General features: G+C 60.0%; 17 protein-coding genes. 16 read left to right on the plus strand and 1 reads right to left on the minus strand.

What is annotated here, in order from left to right; translation table 11 throughout:
* Positions 1-142 precede the first annotated feature (142 nt).
* From rpmI to OZX71_RS02865, 14 genes are all read left to right on the plus strand, one after another.
* Positions 143-337 (plus strand): 50S ribosomal protein L35, encoded by a 195-nt coding sequence (gene rpmI, locus OZX71_RS02800; RefSeq protein ID WP_277147283.1) that lies wholly within the window; start codon positions 143-145, stop codon positions 335-337.
* Between the two features lie 54 nt (positions 338-391).
* Positions 392-775 carry a 50S ribosomal protein L20 gene (gene rplT / locus OZX71_RS02805; protein ID WP_277147281.1) on the plus strand — a complete coding sequence of 128 codons (384 nt, stop codon included), beginning with the start codon at positions 392-394 and terminating at the stop codon, positions 773-775.
* A 116-nt stretch (positions 776-891) separates the two neighbouring features.
* The gene (locus OZX71_RS02810; RefSeq protein ID WP_277160424.1) at positions 892-2001 is read left to right on the plus strand and encodes a class C sortase; all 1110 of its coding nucleotides are present in this window, start codon (positions 892-894) and stop codon (positions 1999-2001) included.
* A gap of 204 nt (positions 2002-2205) precedes the next feature.
* Positions 2206-4842, plus strand: a complete 2637-nt coding sequence (locus OZX71_RS02815; protein ID WP_277160425.1) for a hypothetical protein — start codon at positions 2206-2208, stop codon at positions 4840-4842.
* A gap of 138 nt (positions 4843-4980) precedes the next feature.
* The gene (locus tag OZX71_RS02820) at positions 4981-7005 is read left to right on the plus strand and encodes an isopeptide-forming domain-containing fimbrial protein (protein WP_277160426.1); all 2025 of its coding nucleotides are present in this window, start codon (positions 4981-4983) and stop codon (positions 7003-7005) included.
* 119 nt (positions 7006-7124) lie between these two features.
* Positions 7125-8045 (plus strand): site-specific tyrosine recombinase XerD, encoded by a 921-nt coding sequence (gene xerD / locus OZX71_RS02825; protein ID WP_277160427.1) that lies wholly within the window; start codon positions 7125-7127, stop codon positions 8043-8045.
* 691 nt (positions 8046-8736) lie between these two features.
* Positions 8737-9576 carry an AAA family ATPase gene (locus OZX71_RS02830; protein WP_277147401.1) on the plus strand — a complete coding sequence of 280 codons (840 nt, stop codon included), beginning with the start codon at positions 8737-8739 and terminating at the stop codon, positions 9574-9576.
* A gap of 71 nt (positions 9577-9647) precedes the next feature.
* On the plus strand, positions 9648-10553 hold the full coding sequence (locus tag OZX71_RS02835) for a segregation/condensation protein A (protein WP_277160428.1): 906 nt from the start codon (positions 9648-9650) through the stop codon (positions 10551-10553).
* Positions 10554-10801: 248 nt separating this feature from the next.
* Positions 10802-11428: an SMC-Scp complex subunit ScpB gene (scpB, locus tag OZX71_RS02840; protein WP_277160640.1), complete on the plus strand. Its 627-nt coding sequence runs from the start codon at positions 10802-10804 to the stop codon at positions 11426-11428.
* Between the two features lie 182 nt (positions 11429-11610).
* The gene (locus tag OZX71_RS02845) at positions 11611-12447 is read left to right on the plus strand and encodes an NUDIX hydrolase (protein ID WP_277160429.1); all 837 of its coding nucleotides are present in this window, start codon (positions 11611-11613) and stop codon (positions 12445-12447) included.
* A gap of 203 nt (positions 12448-12650) precedes the next feature.
* A complete protein-coding gene (gene typA, locus OZX71_RS02850) occupies positions 12651-14579 on the plus strand; it encodes a translational GTPase TypA (protein ID WP_277147267.1) in 1929 nt (642 codons plus the stop codon).
* A gap of 194 nt (positions 14580-14773) precedes the next feature.
* Positions 14774-15298, plus strand: coding sequence for an alcohol dehydrogenase (locus OZX71_RS02855; protein ID WP_277160430.1), 525 nt, complete (start codon positions 14774-14776; stop codon positions 15296-15298).
* Positions 15295-16344 (plus strand): prephenate dehydratase domain-containing protein, encoded by a 1050-nt coding sequence (locus OZX71_RS02860; protein ID WP_277160431.1) that lies wholly within the window; start codon positions 15295-15297, stop codon positions 16342-16344. The genes OZX71_RS02855 and OZX71_RS02860 overlap by 4 nt, the downstream gene beginning before the upstream one ends.
* Positions 16338-17354, plus strand: a complete 1017-nt coding sequence (locus OZX71_RS02865; RefSeq protein ID WP_277160432.1) for a prephenate dehydrogenase/arogenate dehydrogenase family protein — start codon at positions 16338-16340, stop codon at positions 17352-17354. Before OZX71_RS02860 ends, OZX71_RS02865 begins: the two co-directional genes overlap by 7 nt.
* Positions 17355-17356: 2 nt before the next feature.
* Here OZX71_RS02865 and OZX71_RS02870 read toward each other — a convergent pair whose 3' ends face one another.
* Positions 17357-17623, minus strand: coding sequence for a DUF6725 family protein (locus tag OZX71_RS02870; RefSeq protein WP_277147259.1), 267 nt, complete (start codon positions 17621-17623; stop codon positions 17357-17359).
* Positions 17624-17840: 217 nt separating this feature from the next.
* Here OZX71_RS02870 and OZX71_RS02875 point away from each other — a divergent pair, with 217 nt between their 5' ends.
* Positions 17841-18941 (plus strand): tyrosine recombinase XerC, encoded by a 1101-nt coding sequence (locus OZX71_RS02875; protein WP_277160433.1) that lies wholly within the window; start codon positions 17841-17843, stop codon positions 18939-18941.
* Positions 18942-19157: 216 nt separating this feature from the next.
* A complete protein-coding gene (locus tag OZX71_RS02880; RefSeq protein WP_277160434.1) occupies positions 19158-20801 on the plus strand; it encodes an ABC transporter substrate-binding protein in 1644 nt (547 codons plus the stop codon).
* Positions 20802-20922 lie beyond the last annotated feature (121 nt).

Here is a 20922-nt window from a genome sequence, read left to right on the forward strand (position 1 = left end):
TGCAGCCAAGTCCGCCAAACCGGCCAAGCCGGCACCAAAGGCCAAGAAGTAACAACAATTTTTGTACGAGCCGATGGAAACGTCGGCAGGTACAGGGCATCGAAGAACGAATTCGATATCCGAAGAAAATAGGAGGGCAGCAATGCCGAAGATGAAAACCAATTCCGCCGCGAAAAAGCGCGTCCGCGTCACCGGTACGGGCAAGCTCATGCAGGCTGGCACCTCGATGCGCCACAACCTTGAGCACAAGTCCGCGCGCAAGCGCCGCAACCTCTCCCGCGACCAGGTGCTGGCCACGGCTCAGAGCAAGAACATGCGAAAGCTGCTCGGCCGCTGAATCGGCTCGGGTTATCGGTTTTAACAGGTTTAATAGAAAGCTAGAGGAAACAATATGGCACGTGTCAAGCGCGCAGTGAACGCTCACAAGAAGCGTCGCGTCGTCTTAAAGAGGGCTTCGGGCTACCGCGGCCAGCGCTCCCGTTCGTATCGTCGTGCGAAAGAGCAGCTGCTCCATTCATTTAACTACAACTTCCGCGACCGCAAGGCGCGCAAGGGTGACTTCCGCAAGCTGTGGATCCAGCGTATCAACGCTGCTGTCCGCGCTCAGGGCATCACCTACAACCGCTTCATGCAGGGCCTGAAGCTCGCGGGCATCGAACTCGACCGCCGCGCTCTGGCCGAGCTGGCCGTCTCCGACGCCGACACGTTCAAGACCATCGTCGATCAGGCGAAGGCCGCTCTGCCCAAGGACGTGAACGCTCCCGTCGCCGCCTGAATGCGATAGAATATTCAGACATCGATATGTCAAGCCTCCGCAATCGCGGGGGCTTTTCGCGTATATAGTGCAATGCAGGTCGACTTGTCCGTATTGAGACGTGTAGCGTAAGAACTATGAATACTGATGGGGCGCACAAGCGCGGGCAAGGCAGCCAGACCGTGCCGAAAGCGCAGCAGCGCGGAAACGTGCGGATGGCGGGAGCGGAACCTGCTTCGGCGCGGCCCGGCAAGAGTGCGCGAACCGATGGCGCCCGCGACGAGGGCGTCGCGCGGTCGTTCGGCGAAGTCGTACAAAAGGGACTGGAGCACGCTGACCTCGTCCGTCGCAAGCGCAGGATCATCAACGCGATGAAGGCGTTGGCGGCGTTTCTAGTGATCGCTGCCGTCGCCTTGGCCCTCTGGCTGCCGGCCAATCAGTATGTCAACGCCCGCCGGCAGGAGGCCGAGGCCGTCGCTGCCATGAACCGCGTCCATAAATGGCCGCAAGGCAAAGTGGTAGAGGAATACAGGGCCGCACAACGGTATAACGCATCCATAGCCTCGAGCGGACAGCGTTCGTTGGGGGAGTTCAGTGACCCGTTCGCCTCCGCCGTCAAGAACTCCAAGGGAGGCAAGAAGGCGTTGACGACTTCGCAGAAGGACAAGACCTATCAGGAGCTGCTGAACGATGGCGGCGGGGTGATGGGGGTCATCCACATTCCCAAGATCTCGCTGAAACTGCCGATCTACCATGGCACTTCCGATGAGGTGCTCGACAAGGGCGTGGGCCATCTTTACGGCACCAGTCTGCCGGTCGGCGGGAAATCCACCAACACCGTGCTGACCGGGCATCGTGGCCGGCCTTACGAAACGTTGTTCACCCGGCTGGACCAGCTTCGGCAGGGCGATGTCATCTACATCGATACCTTGGGCCGTACCATGGGCTATCGGGTCACGGCCATCCATGTCGTCTCTCCGGACGATGTCCACCTTTACAAGGTGCGGCAAGGCAAGGATCTGGTGACGCTGATGACCTGCACACCTTACGGGGTCAACACGCACCGCCTGGTGCTGACGGCGGAGCGTCGTCCGATTCCCAAAGACATTCCCTACCCGGAGGATTCCGTGGGCGACGGCTTGTTGTGGGGTACGATCACGGCGTTGTCAATTATCGCTGTCGGAATAATTTTTATTCTGATCAGGCATCGTCGTCATTGGCCGGTTCGTCACGCAAAGCGTGATTGATCGAGGGTGGCTGAACCTTAGGGGGAGTAACTCGACAGGCATGACGCAGTGTTGGTACACCGGTTCCCGTCAAGCGAAAATAACTGTTCGTTTCGCGTTAATTAGTAATTCGAATTGGATTATCGATGTATTGCCGCACTAATATGAGAGATGTAATTCAAGTGCGATGGTTGCGCGTGAATATCTCGATTTCAAGGTGGCTATATGGTACAAGGCAAGATACGAAGAACATGGTGGGGTTCGGCGCTGTGTGCGCTGGCCGCCATATGCTTCGCCTTTGCCTCGTTGGCCATTGTGCCGCCTGCATCATCCGATTCGCCCGTTTCGCAGCTCAACGCCATCGCCAACGCCGACGAGGTCTCGACCAGATCCGGCGATGAGGAAACCATCTCCTACGCCCCCAAGCTTTTCAAGATGCTGGCCAACAACCAGCGCATCGACACCGCCGCCGACGAGATGCGCGTCGATTTCGTGCTGCGTGTGGCGCACAACCAGGTCAATACCTCCGCCAACAAAGGCGCCGACCACCTGAACGGGCAAGCCAACGCCGTCTCCAAGGGCGGGCTACGGTTGCGCTTTGGCTATGGGGCTTCTTCGACCGGCTCGCGCAAGGTCGTCAGATACATCCCCACCATCGCCAGCAGCAACATGGCCGGCACGGTGGGCGCGCTGAACTGGGCGAACAACCAGGAAGAATTCTTCACCATCCACAACCTGATCGCCTCCGGCCAGTACGACTACCTGCTGATTTCGGTGGAGTGCGACATCGACTATCCCAACTCCGTGGACACCTCGGCGCTCGGCGGCGAGAAGATGAATCAGTACCTCTGGGCGCAGATTCCCAATGCCTCCGGCAGCTGGCCCAGCGACCGGGATGAGCGCGACGACGCCGAGACTGACTTCCAGACCAACGTGCTGGCCGGCAACCCCGCCTACGTCTACGACAACGTCTGCGGGTCGGGCAACAACCAGGACGGCCTGCGTTGCAACGGCCCGAAGTCGTTCATCGGCTGGAACGACACACCCCTGCTGTGGAGCGGCAACCAGGCCAACTGGGGCCTGGTCACCGATTATGGGCTCAACGGCCTTGGCATCGGCTGGGCGCCGGCCCGCTCGTTCTTCGTCATGTGGTACAACCGCGCGCCGGTGAGCGATCCCTGCTCGAAGAACACCTCCTTCTACTACCAGTGGCTTGCTCTCAAGGGAGGCAAGGACTGGGTGCCGGTCAACGATCTGACCCCGCACGCCGAAAGGGTCGATGGGCAGAACGCGCTCAATGGCCACGACGGCTTGTGGTTCGCCGGCAGTTCCACCGCCAACGCCGCGTTCAACGCCCGCAACGTTCTCAACCCCAATGCCGCCAGCCTGGTGCCTCATCAGGGTCCCGGTGGCAGCGTGAGCCCGGCGGTCAACATCGACGGCTCCTACGATCTCGAAAAGGCCAAGACCGACCAGGGCCTCGACGGCTACTTCAAGCTGGTGACCTGGCCGATCACCACCAGCAACGACGGCTCGATGAGCCAGTGCCTGGCCACCACGGCCCCCAACGCCAAGAGCGTCACCCCGCACGACGCCTTCAATCCGCTTGAAGGCGGCCATGAGCAGGGCATCACCGACGGCATGGATCAGGCGCAGGTCGACTATCTGGTCGACAAGGGATGGACCATCGACACCGCGTTCGACAAGTATTCGCTGCCCGAGCCTGTGGCCCCCGTCATCGACACCCCTGCCGAGAACACCATCGTCGTGCAACATCCCACCATCACCGGCACCGGTACGCCGGGGCACAAGGTCTCGCTATACGCCGAGGACACTAACAAGCCGATCGATGCGGGCGACGTCGACAATGCGGATACCAGAGGGCGACTGGTGGGAACCGCGATTGTCGGGTCGGACGGCAAGTGGTCGATCGTCGACAACGACAACACCATCGTCGATGGTTCCCAGCGCTATCATGCTTGGCAGACCGAGCAGACCAGCGGATACGACCTGACTTCGCCCTTCTCCAACATCCGCACGTTGAAATTCGCGCCGTCGACCATCGATTCGGCCGCAATTCAAGTGCCGCACACCAAGCGCACGGCAGATGGTGAGTTGTCGACAGGCAGCAAGGTGCATATCTCTGGCACCGCCGCCCCCTCCATGGCAGGCGAGAACCTCACGCTTTACGCAACGCACACTGTTTCGGCTGGCGGAGACAGAACGGGGGAGGCCAGGGAAGTCACCGACTGTTCTCAGACGTTGACCGCAGCCGGCGAGCAGAACTGGAGCTGCGAGATTGATCCCTCGTTCTTCCTGGACGAGGCGGCGCAGGGCGATACTTACGTGTTCAACGCAGTGGTCACTAATCCCCAGGACAACTCTAAGGTTCGCTCTGGCGACGCCTTCGCCACTCTCGACATGACCTCGACCCAGCTGGCCGTCGATTCCAAGCCAGCCAAGGGCACGGTCAGCGGCACGGCGCACCACCTAAAGACTGGAGTAGCGGCGGACACAGGGGCGAAGGTCGCAGTCACTTGGCCCGACAATACCACGGAAAGCGTGACGGTCGGCGCCGACGGCCGTTGGTCGTTCAATATCCCCGAAGGCTTGACACAAGGCGAGGCAAGGATCACCGCCGACGACCATCCGGACGACACGGCTCAGAACAACGAGGCCGGATGGGTCACCTACAACCTGGCCGTCACCGAGCCGGTTCCGGTTTTGCCGATGACCGGTGACAGGAGCAATCTTTTGGGCCTCATCCTGAGTATCGTCGCCGTGATGTTGGCGATCGGAATGGGCTTGTTCGTCTCGATCGAATACTTCATGAAGCACGGAAAGGCGGTGGATGATTCGTAACCAGATATCGCGTCGCGCGAGGCTGCGCAACTCACTGCCTGACGCGCGATGGCCGGACGGGTGGTAAAGCGTCCGCCGACGACATGAAAAAGACAACAATCAGGTTTTTAGATATTTTGCCATAGAAAGAGAGCAACCATGAACAACACACATATCAAGGCGTTGGTGGGAGGCCTGGCCGCAGCGGCCACGCTCCTTGCCTTCAGCCCATTTGGCGTGGCCAACGCCGCCGAGACCCCCATCACCATCGATCCGATGGATCCTGCCTCGCGCGTGGCGACATTGACCATCGAGGGCAAGGGTTCGGCCATCAAGGGGCACTCGTTCACCGCGCTGCGCCTCGGCGTCTACATGAGCGCCTCCAAGAACGGCGACAACGAGCTGACCAGCGTGAGCACGAGCTCCAAGAACGCCGACAGCACCGGACCCGCCGACGAGCATATCCTGCCCGCCATGAAGGACGCCTACCTGGCGGCCTCGGGTGCCTCGGCGCTGCCCACGGGCTATGAGGACAACGTCATCGGTGCGGTGTCCAAGAACTGGTTGGGCTATGTCTCCGCCATCAACACCAGCAATGAGGACACGACGTCGAATTCGCGCGCCAAGGCCTACGACGGCAAGCTGCGCCAGTTCGTCACCAACCTCTCCGGCAACGCCAACGTCAAGAAGCGCATGGCCGACACTACCCGTGATGACGTCTCCACGGTCGTCGGGCCCACCTCGGGCGCCGACACCGACGACATGACCGCCCAGTTCACCGGCCTCAAGGGCGGCATCTATCTGGTGGTCGACACCACCGCCTCGCTCTCCGGTTCCTCGCCGGCCTCCATCCCGATGCTCGTGGGCACCCAGGTGACCTCCAAGGACGGGCAGAGCATCTACGACACCTTCGCCAACGACGCGGCCAACAAGCTGGGCGTCATCAAGATGAAGAGCGCTACGCCAACTGTGGAGAAGCGGCTGATCAAGCCTTCCAACGGTGCAGCCGGCATCGGCGACGAGCTCACCTACCAGATCATCGCCAGCATCCCGCTGACCACGGGCTTCAGCCACTACAAGTACGTGCTCACCGACCAGCCGTCGGCGGGCCTGACCTATGAGCCGGACGAAACTACTGTCGAGATCAGCAATTCCGAAATCTTCGACACCGCAGGCAGCCAGGCCGTGGACGTCCCCGCGCCCACGGGCTACGAGGTCACGCCGGCGGTTGGCTCCACGCCCACTTCCGGGCAGACCATCACCTTCAACCTTTCGAAGGTCATCCGCCTGATTTCGCAGGGTGATGGCACCTCCGCGCACCCGCAGTACTTCGGCAGCCACTTCATCAAGATCACCTACAAGATGAGGGTGGACGATCAGGCGGTCGCCGGCAACGTGCACAACGGCGTCAAGCTCGCCTACTCCAACGACACCCAGAAGCAGCCCGACAACGACAACGGCGACGACAACACCGCCCCGAACCCGCCGGCCAGCGAGGGCGTGATCGACCACACCAACGATCCCAACGACCCCAACCAGCCCAAGGTCTACTTCTACAACTTCGGCATCGTCGACCAGGCGCGCAACAACCACAGCACCAAGCTCGACGACGCGACCTTCCAGATCAAGGACAGCGACGGCAAGATCATCAAGTTCTACCCGGTCAAGGATGAAAACGGCAAGGTCATCAAGGGCAGCTACAAGAAGGCCGCCGACCAGCGTGACTCCAACACCGAGGCGACGACGGCCTTGAGGCGCGCCTCCGCCCCGAACGACGCCGTTAACGGCAGCCTGACCGACGGCCAGCTGCGCTTCGACGGCCTCGCCGCCGGCGTCTACACCGTCGAGGAGACCGATCCGCCGACCGGCTACTCCGAGATCTCCAAGTCGACGTTCACCGTGACCATCGACACCGACGCGCCCTATTCCGCCGCCGCGCCGCACTACAAGAACGGCGGCGACGTCTTCGACCTGGTCGAGGCGAACGAGACCGGCTGGACCCATGCGCAGAACCCGACCCACTTCATCGAGGTCAACGAGGTCAACTCCATCTCGCAGCTGCCGATGACCGGCGGTGCGGGCGCGATCCTCATCGGGCTGGTCGTCGTGGTGCTGCTTGCCGGCGCGGGTTCGATTTACATCTACACCCGCCGCAGCGAGAAGACGCTCGACAACGAGAGCTGATAAGGAAATAAGGTAGGAATCTCTTTTTCGGCACCTTGGCCGGAATCGTGACGGTAGCGATATCGCCGCGGTTCCGGCCTTTCTCGTCTGGAATCATAACCACGTCTAGAATCGGAATTATGAACGAGACGGACAACCTGCTGGGGCAGTTTCTGGCGCATATCGGCGTCGAGCGAGGGCTGGCGAAATCGACGGTAAGTGCCTATGAAGCCGACGTCAAGAAGTACCTGGGCTGGCTTTCCTCGCGGGGGGTCGACGACTTGAATACAGTGACGGCCCACGACGTCGAGGATTATGTGGCGGCGCTTGACAAGGCCGGTGAAAGCGCCCGCAGCAAGGCGAGGCGGCTCGCCAGCGTCCATGCATTCCACAAGTTCGCGCTGATGCAGCAGGTGGTCGACGACGACGTGTCCGCGCGGGTGAAGGCGCCGAAAGCCGCAGGCCATCTGCCCGATGTATTGAGTATCGACGAGGTGTCGCGTCTGCTCGACGCGGCGGCGATGGGAGGTTCGTCCGACCCGGTGGTCCTGCGCGACAAGGCATTGCTGGAATTCATGTATGCCACTGGCTGCCGTGTCTCCGAGGCCACCGGCGCGGATTTGAACGACATCGACTTCGACGAACGTGTGGTGGTGTTGACCGGTAAAGGCTCGAAGCAGCGTCTGGTGCCGTTGGGGGAGTACGCGCTGAAGGCTCTGCAGCGCTATATCGCCGAAGGAAGGCCCGAACTCGAGGCCAAAGCGAAGGGTGCCAAGGAACGTCGTGCTATCTTCCTGAATAAACGAGGCCGGCGGATTTCGCGCCAATCGGTCTGGGAAGTGGTCAAGGCGGCCGGCGAACGCGCGCATATCGACAAGCCGCTGCATCCGCATACGCTCCGCCATTCCTTTGCCACCCATCTCATCCAGGGCGGCGCCGACGTGCGCACCGTCCAGGAGCTGCTGGGCCACGCCTCGGTGACCACTACGCAGATCTACACCCACGTCAGCCCCGAAACCCTGATCGAAACCTACCTGACCGCTCATCCGCGGGCACGGTAATCGGTGGCGTTGGTTGCAGAGATAATCACATTTCTGGGCTGGTTTTCGTGATTTCCGCTGTAATTGATAGATAAGTGCAGAGATAATCACGTTTTTAGACCGTTTTCTGTGATTTTCTTTGTATTCGATGTACCGATGCAGAGAAAATCACAGTTCAAGATGATTGCATCGATGTTGGATGAAGAGTTGATGACATTGGTATACCAGCGGATTATGATGATTATCGGTATGGCGTATGCGATGAGGCGGGAGCGGTATGATGGCCAAAGGTAAGAGGAAAACGCGCAAGTCCGGTTCCCAGAGGGCGGCGACGGTTCGGTCACAGGCTTCAAAGAGTCAATACCGTGACGGCGGCTTCAGCGAGGCGCGCTGGATGGGCGAGGAGAAGCCGGCCGGGCACGTGGTACAAGGCAAACTGAAACTACCGGGCACCATCCATGTCAAACCAGTGGACGATAGCGTCGATGAAGCCAGCCAGATTCGCAATCTTCTTGCCACAAGCCATGATGAGGTCGTTGGTGGCGTCGCTGCGAAAACAACGAAACGAGCCGAGGACGCAAAAAATACGACATCGGATGGATCTGCGAATGCTGGGGCCACAGCTCAAGCCGGAAGTGCCGTACGAAATGTAACGAATGCGCATAAACCCGCCGGTGGCTCCGTGAACAGGCCTGTTGGTAAAGTGAAGGCTATGCCTACCGATCTTCTTGGACGAAACTATGAGACTTTTCCCGCCCCATCGCCGCTTGACCACCATGGTCCGGCGCGCATCATCGCGATGTGCAATCAGAAGGGCGGGGTCGGCAAGACCACCAGTTCCATCAATATCGGCGGTGCGCTGAGTCAGTACGGCCGGCGCGTGCTCATTGTCGACTTCGATCCGCAGGGTGCCGCCTCCGTAGGCCTCGGTATCAACGCGAACACTGTCGATGCCACCATTTACAACGCGTTGTTCGACCCGTCGCTGGACGTCCACGACGTGGTGCAGCACACTGAATTCGAAAATCTTGACATCATCCCGGCCAATATCGACCTTTCCGCAGCGGAAGTGCAGCTCGTCACGGAGGTGGGTCGCGAGCGCATCCTCGCCAGTGTCCTCGAAGGAGTGAAGAACGAATACGACGTTATTATCGTGGACTGCCAGCCCTCGCTGGGCCTCTTGACCGTCAACGCGCTCGCCGCCGCCGACGGCGTGATCATCCCCGTGGCCGCCGAGTTCTTCGCGTTGCGTGGCGTGGCCCTGCTCATGCAATCGATTGAAAAGGTGCGCTCGCGCATCAACCCGCAGCTCGAGGTCTACGGCGTGCTGGTGACCATGTATACCTCGACCCTGCACTGCGAGGAAGTGCTGCAGCGTATCTACGAGGCGTTTCAAGACAAGGTCTTCCACTCCGTGATTTCCCGTTCCATCAAACTGCCCGATTCCAACGTCGCGGCGGCGCCGATTACGATCTACTCCCCGAACCACAAGACGGCCAAGGAATACCGTGAAACCGCACGGGAGCTTATCTCCCGCGGCATTGTGGATTAGGACAGCGCTTTTGCCGGGGTGTGCCCGCGGTTTTAGCTGGTGCTGTCAATGTATTGCGTAAGTGAGGTGTCATGAACGAAGACGAGCGTAGCGCTCCCGTTGATGACGCAGCACCGACCGCGATTTCGACGCCGAAACGCGTGAGCGCAACAGAGGCCGAAAACCGTCAACAGGTTCGGGGTCAAGGTTTTTCGGTCAGTCTTTCCGTCTATTCTGGGCCGTTCGACGCGCTGCTGACGATGATCGCCAATCGCAAGCTGGAGCTGACGGAGGTCTCGCTTTCGGCCATCACCGAAGAATTCATCGACTACGTGCGCGGGCTCGACATGGCCCGCGACATGGAGCAGGTCAGCGCTTTCCTCGACGTCGCCTCCGTGCTTGTGGAGGCCAAAAGTGCGGCGATCCTGCCGGGCGACGAGAACGGCGAGCGTGACGAGCAGAGCATGGAGGCGTTGCGCGAGCGCGATCTGCTCTTCGCCCGGCTTGTGCAATACCGCGCGTTCAAAAGCGCGGCCAACAATTTTCGCGAGCTGTTCGCCGTCAATTCCGGGCGGTTCCCGCATCCCGCCTTCAGCGATCCGGCCATCGCCGCGATGCTGCCCGAGCTGGCTTGGACGCTTGGGCCAGAGGATCTGGCCCGGATCGCCGTCGAGGTGTTCTTGAATGCCCCTGCCGATGAGGTCCGCCTCGATCAGCTGCACGTCTCGCAGGTCGATTTGAAGGCGCAGTCGCAGATCGTGCGAGACCGGTTGCGTGGTCTTACGGCCGGGGATTCGATGACCTTCGGCGAGCTGACGAGCGATGCGGCCAGCAAGTTGGTGGTCGTCGCCAGGTTCTTGGCCATTTTGCTGTTCTTCAAGCAAGGTGTATTACAGTATAAGCAGTCGGGTCCTTTTGAGGATTTGCATCTGCGTTGGGTGCCAGGCGCCGATAACGGGGACGATGCCGTGGAAGTGAACGAAGGTGATTTCGCATGAGCGGGACCGATGATATGGCCGAAAACGGCACGAAACCGAGAGTCGAAATGGGATTCGTTGAATCCGATGCGGAGATGGGAATGGATAATCTAACGACTTCTGAGATTGATGATGCCGCTGAAGATGATGCCCAAAGCGAAACCGGGAACGCGGCCGATAAGGCCGATCAGAATAACCGTGAGCACTCCGAGACGCGCAACGCTGGCTCGGCGCTCGGGCCAGATACGCCTTCCACGCGTCCCGAATATGTGGATTTTTGTGTCGACGATTTTCCCGGTGGGCTGCAATCCTGCCTTGAAGCGATTCTGATGGTGGCCGATCAGCCGCAGCAGGCGGCTGACCTGGCCCGTGTGCTGGCGACGGACGAGGATGAGGTCACGGCGGCGCTTGAGTCGATGCAACGTGAATATGACGGCGACGCGGCGCGTGGCCTTGCACCTCGCGGCTTCGAGTTGCGGCATACCGCACGCGGCTGGCAATACGGCAACCGTGCGGTGTTCGAGCCGGTCGTTTCTGCTTTCGTCACCGACGGGCAGATGGCCCGGCTTTCGCAGGCGGCACTTGAGGCGCTCGCCATCGTCGCGTACAAGCAGCCGGTCACCCGTGCCCAGATCGCGGCCATCCGCGGGGTCAATTCGGACGGGGTGGTGCGTGCGTTGAACGTGCGCGGCCTGATTCGTGAGGAGGGCGCCGACCCGGACTCCCGTGCAGCGTTTCTGGTCACCACCGGACTGTTCCTCGAGAAAATGGGCCTCGAGTCCCTCGACCAGCTTCCGCAACTTGCCCCGTTCATGCCAGCCGCCAGCGATGTGGTCAGTCGGGCGGAACAAGCCGATACCGCAGCAGCCTCAGTCGCCGCCAACGCCGCAATCTAGGATGGGCTTCAGCCGGTTTCGAAAGTCGCTTGTCAAACCCTAAAACAGGCGCGAATCGTTCCGTTATCGAGCAGATGTGGCACTGCGTCAAACGGCGATGTAAAGCGCTTGGTAATCTTGCATTGGTAGTCTTGGTTCGGTAGCGGTAACGCAATATAACGGAAACGGAAGGGTATATCGACATGTGGCAGGGCAATGTGACGGAACGTAAGGCGGGCCCGCCAGAGGTCGGTGTCTCCGTCATCATTTTCGCGTTGGCCCATTCGCACAATCAGAACGCAGGGAACGCTGGAAAAGCGCAAAAAGTCGCGCACGACGAGCTATGGATACCGCTGGTGCGGCGCGTACGCGAGCCCTTCAAAGGCATGTGGGCTTTGCCGGGTGGGGATTTGCTGACGGGCAAGTCGCTGGAATGGTCGGCGTTCGTGGCGCTGGAGTCGACCACGAATCTGCGCCCCCGCTATCTCGAACAGCTCTATACCTTCGGCGACCCGCATCGTTCCGGATCAGCCCTGCCCATGGTCTCCATCGTCTACTGGGCCTTGATCGGCAGCGCCCAGGTCGACGATCTGCGTGACGGCGACAACGTGCAGTGGTTCGCCGAATCCGCACTGCCGCCGCTCGCCTTCGATCACGCAGACATCATCAGATATGCGTTGGACCGTCTGCGTTCCAAGATGTCGTACCCCGATGTGGCCTCCAAATTGGTGGGCCCGCGCTTTACCTTGCGCCGTCTGCACGATGTCTATGAGGCCATCGCCGGCCGCCGGTTCGATCTGGGCAATTTCCGTCGCAAGATGCTCGCTTCCGGCCAACTCGAGGAGACGGGGGAGAAGCTCGCGGAAGGCCGACACAGACCCGCCGCCGTCTATCGCTACAAACCGGGAATCGTGGATGAGGACAATGAGACATGGAAATCCTGGGACAAGCAGCTTAATGCTGAGCCGGACCGTTCCGGCACAGTGCCTAGTGCTTCTGTGGCCGGCGATGATGCGCTTTCCCCTTTGACTACCGACTGAAAGACCGTAGCGGGCAAAGGGTTTCCTGTTTTGCGCCACTGGTGACCAGGTCATGCTATCGAAACCCCGGATTTTACGGATTAGCAAATAGCGTATCCGTGTCGGGATACATGGATACTATTGTGAAGGTTTGTGTGTAAGTAGAAGGTTAGAGTAGTTCTATCTGATAAACACCCAAGAAAAGGTAACTAGGAGAGGCTTTTATGGCGGTACGTGGTGATATTCGAAATGTGGCGATCGTGGCTCACGTCGATCACGGCAAGACCACGCTGGTCAATGCGATGCTTCAGCAGTCGCATGTGTTCAGCGAACGTGAGGAAGTGCCGGATCGCGTGATGGATTCCAACGACCTCGAGCGCGAAAAGGGCATCACCATCCTAGCCAAGAACACCGCCGTGCAATACACGGGCCCTCTGGCCGCCAAATACGGTGAGCCCGACGGCATCACCATCAACGTCATCGATACCCCCGGCCACGCCGATTTCGGCGGCGAGGTCGAGCGCGGCATCTCCATGGTCGATGGCGTGGTGCTCTTGGTCGACGCTTCCGAAGGCCCGCTGCCGCAGACGCGTTTCGTGCTGCGCAAAGCGCTTGAGGCCAAGCTGCCGGTGATTCTTTGCATCAACAAGGTCGACCGCCCCGACGCACGTATTTCCGAGGTCGTCAGTGAATCCACCGATCTGCTGCTCGGTTTGGCCCAGGACGTCAGCGAGGAAGGCGTCGATCTCGATCTCGACTCCCTCTTGGATCTGCCGGTCATCTATTGCGCCGCCAAGGCGGGCTACGCCTCGCGCAACCAGCCGGAAGACGGCGGCCTGCCCGACAACAAGGACCTCGAGCCCCTGTTCGACACCATCATTTCCAATATCCCCGCGCCACAATACACCGAAGGCGCACCACTGCAGGCGCATGTCACCAACATCGACGCCTCCGACTACCTCGGCCGTCTGGGCTTGGTACGTATTTACAACGGCACGTTGCACAAGGGCAAGCAGTATGGTCTTTCCCGCGTCGACGGCTCCATCGAGAACTTCAAGCTCACCGAGATCCTGCGCACGCAGGGCCTCGACCGCAGCCCGGTCGAAGAGGCCGGCCCGGGCGATATCGTTGCCGTCGCAGGCGTTGACGACATCATGATCGGCGAGACCATCGTCGATCCCAACGACCCCAAGCCGCTGCCGCTCATCCACGTCGACGACCCCGCGATCTCCATGACCTTCGGCGTCAACGATTCCCCGCTGGCCGGCCGCGAAGGCAAGGACCACAAGCTCACCGCCCGCATGATCAAGGACCGCCTCGACCGCGAGCTCATCGGCAACGTCTCCATCAAGGTCCTGCCGACCGATCGCCCGGACGCCTGGGAGGTGCAGGGCCGCGGCGAACTCGCGCTCGCGATCCTCGCCGAGCAGATGCGCCGCGAAGGCTACGAGCTGACCGTGGGCCGTCCGCAGGTGGTCACCAAGACCATCGACGGCAAGCTCAACGAGCCTATGGAATCCGACACCATCGACGTGCCGGAAGAGTACATGGGCGCGGTCACCCAGCTCATGGCCGACCGCAAGGGCCGCATGGACTCCATGGCCAACCACGGCTCCGGCTGGGTGCGTATGCAGTTCACGGTTCCTTCCCGTGGTCTGATCGGCTTCCGTACCGCGCTTTTGACCGCCACCCGTGGTACCGGCATCTCCAGCTCCATTTCCGCAGGCTACGCCCCGTGGACGGGCGAAATCGTGACCCGTCAGAACGGTTCCATGGTCTCCGACCGCGCCGGCACCGCAACGCCTTACGCTATGCAGCGTCTGCAGGCCCGCGGCAACTTCTTCATCGAGCCGCAGTCCAATGTCTATGAAGGCCAGGTCGTCGGCATCAACAACAAGCCCGACGAACTCGACGTCAACGTCACCTTGGCCAAGCACATGACCAACATGCGTTCCTCCACCGCCGACGTGCTCGAGACGCTCACCCCGCCGATCAAGATGAGCCTTGAAGAGGCTCTTGATTTCGCCAACGAGGACGAGTGCGTCGAGGTCACCCCCGAAGCCATCCGTGTGCGCAAGGTTATCCTCGACCGCGACGAATGGTACAAGTGGCACGCTCGTCAGCGTCGCCAGAACGCCAGCAAGGCCAAGTAAGGTTTCGACCTTTTCACTATTGTCATGCGCATCTCTTCATCGTTTCGGTTGAAGGATGCGCATTCTTGTAATGTCGCTCGTGCGGTGTTCATTTTCCGCCGTGACGGGAACAAGGCCGATTGTCAATCATCGGTTGGTGAAAGTGCTTTGTGGGTGATGGTTGATTTGACCGCCCGATGGGGCATACTGGCACTATGACATCTCCAGCCGCATCCTTCAAAGCCGCCGAACGCAAGGCAGATCTGCCGTTCTCGTACCGATGCAGCGCTTGGGTCCGTGCGCTGATATGCGTGGCGACGGGAATCGCCGCCGGGGTGTGCGGCACGTTGGTCCATCGGCTTGGAGCCCAATACAATCTGCCGGTCGGCCTGATTCTGGCATTGCTGATTATCGCCATCTCGGCCTGGAGTTCCCGCGCGCGCAGCGGGGTGGTGGGGCTGGCGCTGCACCTGATCGCGTCTTCCGGAGTCATCGTCGTGGCCTCGTTCACCGCCGCATCCGGCGATATTCTGCTGCCGATGGGTTTCTACAGTTCAGATATGCCGTTTTTGAGCCAGAACGCGTTTTGGTTCTGGTTTATCGGCATGATTGCCATCCAATTCGTCATGGTCTTCCTGCCGCAGCACTTGTTCGCTATTCCCGCTTCTAGAAGACGGTCCGTCGCCCATCGCGATGCTGCGTCGGTCGATACCGTTTCCCGCGAGGTGACGCAACCATGAGCACCGTCAAGGGGAACACAATAGACAATACTTCGGGGCAAACCAAGCCGCCAGCCCCGCATAATCTCTTCTTTCTGGGGCCCCTTGGCTCGTTCACCCATCAGGCCGCGGCGAGTGCGGCGCAGACGTTGGGTGCAGGCGAGCAAGGCGTCGACCTCGTTGCCCGCGAAAACGTTCTGTCCATCATCCGCGACGTCGAGGCCGGCCTGGGCTGGGGCGTCATCGCTTGGGAAAACAGCGTCGAAGGCTACGTCGTCCCGAATCTCGACGCGGTGATCGATGCCGGCGATCTGGCCGGTTTGCGCCGCTTGAGCGTGGATATCGCTTTCGACGCTTTTGTGCGGCCCGGTGATGCCGGCGCGTCTGAAACCGACCATGGTGGGCAAACCCCGCTACATCAGATAACGGCGCATCCCCACGGATTGGCGCAATGTACGAAATTCGCCAGAGCACGCGGCCTGACCCCGGTGCCTGCATCGTCCAATGCCGCGGCCTGCCGCGATGTGAAACCGGGACAGGTGGCGCTCGGTCCGGCTTTATGTGGTGAATTGTACGGTCTGAAAACCCTCGAACGCAACGTCCAGGATTTCAGCGGAGCCAATACCGATTTCCTTGTGGTCGCCCCTAGAGACGATGTACGCGCGGCTTTGCAAGCTTATCGACACCAGGAAATCGTCGATTTCGAGACGATTATCGCGGTGGTCCCGTTGAGCACCGGCCCAGGCGTCATCGCCAAACTGCTCGATTCCGTGCGCGACGAAGGGCTCAATATGACCAGCCTCATGTCGCGGCCCATCAAAGGCCATGCCGGCACCTACAGCTTCATCATCACATTGGACGCCGCTCCGTGGCAAACCAATTTCAACCGTCTGCTCCACCGGATGGTCGCCGAGGGTGACTGGATCAAGACCCTGGCCGTCTACCCGCGCGGGGAGCATCCGAACCCGCCGGTCGACACGTGGATGTTGCCGCAGGGCGGGATATGCCGCAAGCGTGCTGACGCCGGCGAGATAAAGACGAAAGAGGAAAGGGAACTGCTGTGGTGAAATCGGTCGGGATTGTCGGTCTCGGGCTTATCGGCGGCTCGTTGGCGAGGCTCTTGGTGGCTCGCGGTGTCGAGGTCGTCGCGTGGAACCATCACGAAAAACCGTACGCCGCTGCCCGACGGGATGGGATTACCTGCGTAGGTTCGTTGGAGGAACTTGCTGCGGCCAAACCCGAGGTGCTCTTCCTTTGCAACCCTCTGAAGGCCATGCCCGACATGCTGCGCCGGCTGGCCCCGGTGCTCGACCGTAATGCAACCACACTGAGCGATGTCGGCAGTGTCAAGGCGATGGTGCGTCGGCAGGTCGTTCGGGCCGGTCTCGGCGATTGCTATGTTGGGGCGCATCCGATGGCCGGCACCGAGTTCTCGGGTTTCGCGGCCAGCGATCCGGCCATCTATGACCATGCGTTGTGGGCGGTCAGCGTCGATGAAACCACCGATTATCAGCGTTTTCTTCAGGTCGCCACGCTGATTACCGGCGTGGTCGGCAACCGCGCAATCGTGCTTGACGATCAGACGCATGATCGTGCCGCCGCGATGATCTCCCATGCCCCGCATGTCGTTTCCACCGCGTTCATCAACGGGCTCACCGCCAGCCCCGATCGCAACGTCGCCGCCGCCCTCGCCGCAGGTTCTTGGCGGGACATGACTCGTGTGGCCTTGACCGATCCCGATCGCACCCGAGCGATGGTCGAGGAGGACGCCGACAACGTCGAAGCGCTGCTACGCAACCTGGCCGGCAGGCTCACGTCGTTCGCCGATGACCTGCATGAGCGCGACGATGCCGCGCTGACCCGGTTCTTTGCGGCCGGCCAGCCGTTCCGTGACTATAAGGCGAGGGAACGAAAAACCGGAAAATCCGGCGAATCCGGTGATATCGAACGTATCAGCATCGACATCCCCAAGTCCGGCTGGCAACGCACGTTCCTCGATTCCGCACGCCGCGGCGAACACGTCATCCGTTTCATTGAGCCTTGGCAGGTCGAAATCGAAACGCGCTCCAAAATATGATGTCATACATCCTGTGGGTGGTCGTGCCGTGTCTTTCGTTCCGGAATCGGCTTGAGCGCGACGATGCGCTCGCGGGGAATGTCGACGTCCTGTGCGGGGCGTGACCCGTTGGCGGCAGGGTCGCGCGTGATGCAAAGCGTCTTGCCGTCCCAAGAACGGACGTGGCCGAGAAAATCGCGGAACTGCTGACGACCGGTCCGTTCGTCGCGTCCGTCGAGCGTGCGGACCATCAGCCGTGCTCCGGCGGGAATCGATTTCGGCAGTGGCATGTTTCCTCGTTTCGTGTTATGGCATCCTGGATGTCGTTTCCATGATAGGTCTTTTGGACTGCCCGCAATCTTTTGCGCTGTGCTTCGGGTGCGGCAGCAAACTAACTATGGTTTATTGTGGATACCATAATAAATAGCAGGTAAATCAGCCGGAGCTCGGAAACAGCAAGGCCGATTCGTGAGATCGGCATACCACGGAAATGAAAGGAGGCGTGCAATGGAATATCGACGACAGGTAGACCGGTTCCTCGACTTTCTGAAAGCCAACCGCGGCCTTTCCGCCATTACCGTAAAGGCTTACCGTACCGACCTGCTGGAATGCTTGGGTTTTCTTGCCGATAACGGCGTAAAAAGCCTCAATGCTGTGCGGCTGGAGGACCTGCGCGGGTGGATGGCGCACGAATCGCGTAGTCACGCCCGCAGTTCCATGGCGCGCAAGACCGTGGCGGTGCGCAACTTCTTCGCCTGGGCCGACGAACATGACCTCATTGCCACGAATCCTGCGGCCACGTTGATGACGCCGAAGATACCGCAGACATTGCCCACCGTGCTGAACGAATCGCAGGCAGAGCGGCTGATGGAGACCGTCGATGCGGATTGCGGGGAAGTCAAAGAATCCCGGAATAAGGCCGATGGTCAACATCGTGCGAGAAAAAATGAAGGAAACCTCGGCAATGACAGTGCTGACCAAGATCAAGGCACAAAGGAGAATCCGTCGAAGACCGGTGCGAAAGACGAAGCGCTCGCGCTGCGCGACGCGGCGATGGTCGAACTGCTCTACGCCACCGGCATCCGCGTTGCCGAGCTGACCGGTTTGGATATCGGCGACGTCTCGTTCGACACCCGAACGGTTCGGGTCACCGGCAAGGGCGACAAGCAACGTGTCGTGCCGTTCGGCGCCCCCGCGTCTCGATCGCTTGAGTCTTGGCTGTCGGTCTCCGGCCGCCCGGTGCTGGTCAAGGCTGGAAAGCAATCCGGCAAATCGTCGAAAACGACTTCACGCAAAAGGGGATCAGTCGACTCGCCCGATGCTCCTGATCGTAGTGATGCCCTGTTCCTCGGGGCTCGTGGCGCTCGCATCGACCAGCGGGTGGTGCGTGAAGTGGTTCATACGAAAGCCGAGGAAGCGGGTGTGCCCGATATCGGTCCGCACGCCTTGCGGCACAGTGCGGCGACCCACCTGCTCGACGGCGGTGCCGACCTGCGTGAGGTGCAGGAGATGCTCGGCCATTCCTCGCTCAAAACCACCCAACGCTACACGCATGTCTCCATCGAACAGCTCAAAAAACGATATCGGCAGGCTTTCCCGCGGGCGTAACCATATAATATTTATTTTGTGTTGATTCTTACTAATTATTGATTCCTATTGGTTTTTCTCGATTTTTTTGCTGTTCATTTTATGGATATTGACTTGCATAATTCATGAACCGGCGTATAAATAAAAGATAACAGCAAAGAGGTTGGCCTTTACAGCCGGCCTTTTTTGTTAGATGTGCAGGTTCTCTGCACAACAAAAAAGAAAGGGAGAAATCTTATGAAGAAGAAAGGTCTGGCCCTCGCAGCTGTCGTCTGCTCAGCGGCCATGCTTCTCAGCGCCTGCGGTGGCTCCGGCTCTTCGTCGAGCTCATCGTCCGATGGCGGCAAAGATATCATCACGCTCTTCAATTCAGAGCCTCAGAACCCTCTGATTCCCGGCAACACCAATGAAACCGGCGGCGGCATGGTCTTGCGTGGCCTGTTCTCGCAGCTGGTTCGTTTCGACGTCAAGGGCAACCCCGTCGACGATCAGGCGCAATCCATCAAGCCCAATGCCGATGGCACCCAGTACACCATCAAGCTCAAGTCCGGTCTGAAATTCAGCGACGGCAGCCCGATCAAGGCCGAGAACTTCACCAAGGCGTGGAGCTATGTCGCCAATGTGAAGAACGCCCAGAAGTGCTCGTCCTTCTTCTCCACGATCAAGGGCTACAAGGATCTCCAGAAGACCAGCGGCCTCAAGGGCGACGAACAGCTCTCCGGCTTGAAGGTCGTCGACGACTCCACGTTCACCGTCGATCTGGATTCTCCCGACGCCACGTTCCCGATCAAGGTCGGCTATTCCGGCTTCGCCCCGCTTCCTGCCTCCTTCTTCAAGGATCCGAAGGCCTTCGGCAACAAGCCCATCGGCAATGGTCCGTACAAGTTCGATTCCTGGAACCACGGTACCGACATCAAGATCGTGAAGAATCCTTATTACAAGGGTGACGACAAGCCGGCGAACGACGGCGTTGATTTCAAGATCTACACCAAGTCCAGCGCCGCATACGCGGACGTTCAGGCGGGCAACCTGGATGCCATGAACGCCATCCCTCCGGAGGATACGAAGAGCTTCCGCACCGACAGCAGCCTGCAGGCTTATGCAAAGCCGGGTTCCTCGATCCAGCAGTTCACCATTCCTTCCGACCTTCCTCATTTCCAGATCGGTACCGAGGAAGGCACGCTGCGTCGCCAGGCCATCTCCATGTCCATCGACCGCGACACCATCATCAAGAAGGTGCTCAACGGCCTCGGCGAGACCGCGCACGAGTTCACCGCTCCGGTGATCCCCGGTTATTCCGCAACCCTCAAGGGCAACGAGAACCTCAAGTACAACCCCACCAAGGCCAAGGAACTGTGGCAGAAGGCCGATGCCATCTCGAAGGACAACGACAAGCTGACGCTCGCCTACAACTCCGACGGCACCTCTAAGCCCGTCTTCGACGCGATGGTCAACTCCATCAACAACACCCTGGGCTCCGGAGTCTCCGCCACCAACCCGATGCCGACGTTCCAGGAGTTCCGTGACGCCATCTCCAACCGTAAGGTCAAGGGCGGCTTCCGTTCTGGCTGGATGCCTGACTATCCGTCTGCCGAGAACTATCTGGTGCAGAACTTCGCCACTTCCGCGGGTCATGGCAATGGCTCCAACGATGGAGATTACAGCAACCCGAAGTTCGACGACGAGCTCGCCAAGGCCTATGCGGCCAAGTCCGTCGACGAGGCCAACAAGGATTATCAGCAGGCTCAGGAAGTGCTGCTGAACGATCTGCCCGCCATCCCTCTGTACTACATGGCGAATCAGGGCGTCGCGGCCAAGGGCGTCAAGGGCTTCGCCATCGATTGGCAGTCCTATCCGACCTTCATCCAGATGCACAAGTGATGCATTGAAGGAATCGTACGGGATCCTGACATAGCAGTGTCTCGATTCGCGTAGGAAACAGGGCGGGAAGATGCGAAAGCGTCTTCCCGCCTTTGCATACCCGGGTGGTGTTCCGTTACTG

The sequence above is a fragment of the Bifidobacterium sp. ESL0764 genome (assembly GCF_029395515.1).
Classification (GTDB): Bacteria; Actinomycetota; Actinomycetes; order Actinomycetales; family Bifidobacteriaceae; genus Bifidobacterium.

Coding starts and splice junctions, on each gene's coding strand:
- rpmI (WP_277147283.1), top strand. CDS start 143: ATGCCGAAGATGAAAACCAATTCCGCCGCGAAAAAGCGCGTCCGCGTC.
- OZX71_RS02855 (WP_277160430.1), top strand. CDS start 14,774: ATGACATCTCCAGCCGCATCCTTCAAAGCCGCCGAACGCAAGGCAGAT.
- OZX71_RS02880 (WP_277160434.1), top strand. CDS start 19,158: ATGAAGAAGAAAGGTCTGGCCCTCGCAGCTGTCGTCTGCTCAGCGGCC.
- OZX71_RS02870 (WP_277147259.1), bottom strand. CDS start 17,623: ATGCCACTGCCGAAATCGATTCCCGCCGGAGCACGGCTGATGGTCCGC.
- OZX71_RS02875 (WP_277160433.1), top strand. CDS start 17,841: ATGGAATATCGACGACAGGTAGACCGGTTCCTCGACTTTCTGAAAGCC.
- OZX71_RS02820 (WP_277160426.1), top strand. CDS start 4,981: ATGAACAACACACATATCAAGGCGTTGGTGGGAGGCCTGGCCGCAGCG.
- OZX71_RS02830 (WP_277147401.1), top strand. CDS start 8,737: ATGCCTACCGATCTTCTTGGACGAAACTATGAGACTTTTCCCGCCCCA.
- OZX71_RS02845 (WP_277160429.1), top strand. CDS start 11,611: ATGTGGCAGGGCAATGTGACGGAACGTAAGGCGGGCCCGCCAGAGGTC.
- OZX71_RS02860 (WP_277160431.1), top strand. CDS start 15,295: ATGAGCACCGTCAAGGGGAACACAATAGACAATACTTCGGGGCAAACC.
- xerD (WP_277160427.1), top strand. CDS start 7,125: ATGAACGAGACGGACAACCTGCTGGGGCAGTTTCTGGCGCATATCGGC.
- OZX71_RS02835 (WP_277160428.1), top strand. CDS start 9,648: ATGAACGAAGACGAGCGTAGCGCTCCCGTTGATGACGCAGCACCGACC.
- OZX71_RS02810 (WP_277160424.1), top strand. CDS start 892: ATGAATACTGATGGGGCGCACAAGCGCGGGCAAGGCAGCCAGACCGTG.
- typA (WP_277147267.1), top strand. CDS start 12,651: ATGGCGGTACGTGGTGATATTCGAAATGTGGCGATCGTGGCTCACGTC.
- OZX71_RS02815 (WP_277160425.1), top strand. CDS start 2,206: ATGGTACAAGGCAAGATACGAAGAACATGGTGGGGTTCGGCGCTGTGT.
- rplT (WP_277147281.1), top strand. CDS start 392: ATGGCACGTGTCAAGCGCGCAGTGAACGCTCACAAGAAGCGTCGCGTC.